Genomic DNA, 4,134 nt, shown 5'->3' with positions numbered 1-4,134 from the left:
CCGCGGAGACCACCACCGTGTGCGACACCCCGGGGGTGTTGTCCACGAAATTGGTGATCAGCCAGTTCAGGTTCTGTGCGGCCTGGCTCATCTGACTCAACTCAACGCTCCTGGTGGTTCGAGCCGCCGAAGAGATCGGTGCTGCGATTCTGCTGTCCGTTGCCGGACGGGTCTACCTGATCGGGGTCGATCCGGAAGCTTCCGGTACTGCCGGCGTTGCGGCCCTGCTCGACGCCGCGGCGCAGGTTGGTGAGACGGCCGCGGACCTCCTCGGGTGCGCGGGACACCTGCGGACCGTCCTGCGGGGTGGGCTGGGCGTTGCCCGGCACCAGGTTCTGCTTGGGCACGCGCCGGGGCAGGCCGGCCTGGGTGGTGCCGCTGGAGGAGGGCTCACGGAGCTTCTCCGCCCGCTGCCAGTCGCCGTCGTTGGGCGACTGCCAGCTCTGGCCGCCGGCCGCGGTCGGGCCGGTGGGCCCGTAGCCGCCGAGGGCGGACACGTCGTGGCCGCCGCGGGGCTCGGCCGGGGCGGCCGAGGTGTCCTTGGCGCCGGCGAACCAGTTGGGGGTCTCGCCGCTCTCCTGCGGGCCGGACGGGAACCCGCCGCCGGCCAGCTGCTGGCCGGGGCGGCGCTGCGGCAGCCCGGACGGCAGGGTGGCCGGGCCGTTGTCGGCGGCGGCGGCCGGGAGGGCCGGCTGCTCCGGGGTGTACGGGTGGCCCGCGGGGGCCTCCCCGGCCCGGTCGGCGTAGTGCTCCCCGGCGTAGCCGGAGCGGTCGTAGCCGTCGCCCTGGGCGTACTCGTCCTGCTGCCCGTACCCGTCCTGCCGGCCGTACTGGTCGTAGCCCTGCTGCGGGTACTGGTCGTAGCCGTCCTGCTGGTAACCGTCCTGCTGGTAACCGGCGTCCTGGCCGTACTCGTCCTGCTGGTAGCCGTACTGGTCGTCGGCGTAGCCGGACTGCTCGTAGCCCTGCTGCGGGTACTGCGCGTCCTGGCCGTAGTCCTCGTCGTTGCGACGGCCGTACGCCGGGTACTCGTCCTCGACCTCGGCGTCCAGCACCGGCCGGTCGCCCTCCGGGCCGGACTCCAGCGCGGCGCGGCGGACCTGGTCCAGGCGCTGCGAGCGCTGGACGGCCTCCAGGGCCGGGCTGAAGCCGCTGGAACCGGTGCCGTTGTGGCCGGTGAGGTGGTCGTCGAAGCCGAGTTCGGCGGCGCTGCGGGCCTGGTTCCGCTCGGGGGCCCACTCGGCGGCCGGCTCCTGGTCGGCGAAGATCCGGGAGACCGTGAACTGCTCCTCGGGCTCCGGCGCCGCGGCCATCTGGGTCAGGAACGGCGGCAGCATGACCAGCGAGGTGGTGCCCGCGGACTCGCCGGAGGGGCGGAGCTGGACGCGGACGTCGTGCCGCTGGGACAGCCGGCCGACCACGAACAGGCCCATGCGGCGCGAGATCGTGGCGTCCACCGTGGGCGGCTCGGCCAGCTTCTCGTTGATCTCCGCGAAGTCCTCGGCGGTGAGGCCGATGCCCTTGTCGTGGATCTCGACCAGCACCCGGCCGTCGGGCAGGCGGGTCGCGTTGACCAGCACCCGGGTCTGCGGGCTGGAGAAGGTGGTGGCGTTCTCGAGCAGCTCGGCGAGCAGGTGGACGAGGTCGGTCACGGCGGCGCCGACGACCTCGGCCTCGGGGATGCCGGAGAGCTCGACGCGCTCGTACTGCTCCACCTCGGAGGCGGCGGCGCGCAGGACGTCGACCAGCGGGACCGGGGTGTTCCAGCGGCGGCCGGCCTCCTCGCCCGCGAGGACGAGCAGGTTCTCACCGTTGCGGCGCATTCGGGTCGCGAGGTGGTCCAGCTTGAAGAGGTTCTCCAGCTGGTCCGGGTCGGCCTCGTTGTTCTCCAGGTCTGTGATCAGCGCCAGCTGGCGCTGGATGAGGCTCTGGCTGCGGCGCGACAGGTTGGTGAAGATCGCGTTGACGTTGCCTCGCAGCAGGGCCTGCTCGGCGGCGAGCGCGACCGCCTGCCGGTGGACCTGGTCGAAGGCCCGGGCGACCTCGCCGATCTCGTCCTTGCCGTACAGCGGGATCGGGACGACGTTGGTGTCCACCCGCTCCGGGTCGGTCTTGGAGAGCTTCTCGACCAGCTCGGGCAGGCGGTGGTCGGCGATGTCGAGCGCGGCGCTGCGCAGGGTGCGCATGCCGAGGATCATCGAGCGGGCCACGTAGCCGGTGAGCACACCGGCGAGGACCAGCGCGACGATGACGATCAGCGAGTTGAGGATGGCGTCGAAGCGCGCGTTGTCGCGCAGGTCGGCGGCGTCGGCGAGCACGTCGTCCAGCAGCACGACCTCGGTGGCGCGGAGGCTGGAGATGTGGGTGTTGGCGGCCTGGTTCCAGTTCTCCGGGGTGAGGCCGGCGTCCTTGGCCTCCTTGTACGCCCGGTCGGCCACCTCGCGGCCCTGCGACTGCCCGTTGGCGGCGGCCTGGGTGTAGGCGGCACCGATGTTGAGCAGGCCGCCCATGGTCGGGGCGCTGCCGTTGGGCATCCGGTACGCGGTCCGCTGGTCGGCGTTGGCCTGGGCGACCTGGGCGTCGGCGTACTTCTTGGCGTCCTCGGGGGCGCTGCCGGTGTTGAACTCGGAGAGCGCGGTCTGCTCGAGGCGCTGGGCGACCAGCAGCTGCTGGATCAGGTCGACGTTCTCGTAGCGGGTGGTCTTCTGGGCGGCGATGCCGACCAGGAGCTGCAGCATGAGGGCGCGCTGGGTCGAGGCGGAGGCCTTGGCCAGCGACATCGCGTAGATCGAGCGGCCCTTGCTGGTGAGGTTGCTGGAGCCGAGGCCGACCGAGTTGTCGTAGGCGAGCAGCGGGGCGAACATCACCGAGTAGGCGCTGACGGTCGCGGAGGCGAACAGCGTGTCGCTGTAGGCGGTGGCGCGCAGCTGCGGCAGGAAGACGACCATCTGCTGGAACGCGTCGTGGCGCCGGGGGAGCTCGCCGGACTTGTCGCTCGCCTCGTAGGCCGCGTTGTACGACTTGAGGGCGGCGTCGGTGGTCGAGCGCGCCTTGGTGACGTCGTTGTTCGGGTCCTGCTTGGTGATCAGGGGTATGAGCGTCTTGTCGCGCTCGCTCTCCAGTGCCTCGGAGAGCTCGGTGGCGGCCTTGGCGAGGGCCGCGGTGCGCTGGGCGCGGTCGGCCTTGACGAAGCCGTCGATCGAGGTGTTGACGCGGAGGCCGCCGAAGACCAGGGCGATGATGACCGGGATCAGCAGAATCGCGATCAGACGGGCCGGCACGCGCCAGTTGCGCGGCCGCACGAAGTCGTACCGGCTGCTCTTCGGTCCGGCGGTGTCCGCGCCCTGACCGCTGCCGGACCCGAGGACCGGGGCGCCCGTGGGGCGGTCCTTCCCGGTGCCGGGCGGCTGCGGTGCCGGGGCGGCCTGGGGCCGCTCCTCGGTCGGGGTGAACGCCGAGAACCCGCCGGGTTCCGGTGCCGTGCCGTTCGGCTCGCTCTGGCGGGGCTCGGAGCGCCGCTGCGGGGCGACCTGCTGCTTACGCCTCACTCGACAACTACCTCTCGGCCGACAGGCGGCCATGGATCAATCCAGCGCTACCCCCGGTGGCCGCGGCTCCGGGGAGCGGAGCGACAGCCGTACGGGATCCAGGGGTAGCTGGAATTTCAGCACGTGCAGGGATGGGGGACAAACAGCTGCTGGTGGGCGCTGTGTGCGGTGCAATTTAGGACATTCGCCGACAACTTGGAGCAAAACTGTGGTCTTCTGGCGCTGAGTGACGCTGATTCGCTACAAACAGTCATTGTTGATCACGAAATGCCTACCGAACTGTTATCCGCTGCTTATGCGAGGGTCTTGCGCGTGGCGCCCGGGCGACACCTCCCCGCAAGCGAACGTGCCCCGGCACCCCGTCGGTGCGACGGGGTGCCGGGGCCGCCGACCTGGGACCGCGCTCAGCGGAGCCGGGCGAGGAGGGCGTGTTCGACGAGGGTGATGAGGGCGCTCTTGGCGCTGTCGCGGCGTCGGGCGTCCAGGGTGACGACGGGTGTTTCGGTGCTGAGCTGGAGGGCTTCGCGGACTTCGTCGGGGGTGTGGGGCTGGTGTCCGTCGAAGCCGTTGAGGGCGACGACGAAGG

At 71.3% G+C, this 4,134-nt stretch carries 1 protein-coding gene and 2 pseudogenes; all 3 read right to left on the bottom strand.

Annotated elements, in window-relative coordinates:
• A pseudogene (locus tag ACIPYS_RS40135) lies at nucleotides 1–91 on the bottom strand (roadblock/LC7 domain-containing protein); the annotation flags it as partial.
• A gap of 10 nt (nucleotides 92–101) precedes the next feature.
• Nucleotides 102–3,548: a nitrate- and nitrite sensing domain-containing protein gene (locus tag ACIPYS_RS40130; protein WP_231978572.1), complete on the bottom strand. Its 3,447-nt coding sequence runs from the start codon at nucleotides 3,546–3,548 to the stop codon at nucleotides 102–104.
• A 404-nt stretch (nucleotides 3,549–3,952) separates the two neighbouring features.
• Nucleotides 3,953–4,134: pseudogene (locus ACIPYS_RS40125) on the bottom strand (ATP-binding protein); the annotation flags it as partial.

The organism is Kitasatospora sp. NPDC089913, from assembly GCF_044748625.1.
GTDB lineage: Bacteria > Actinomycetota > Actinomycetes > Streptomycetales > Streptomycetaceae > Kitasatospora.
Note: the sequence above shows the minus strand (reverse complement) of the source record. Positions and strands in the feature narration are given on the sequence as shown.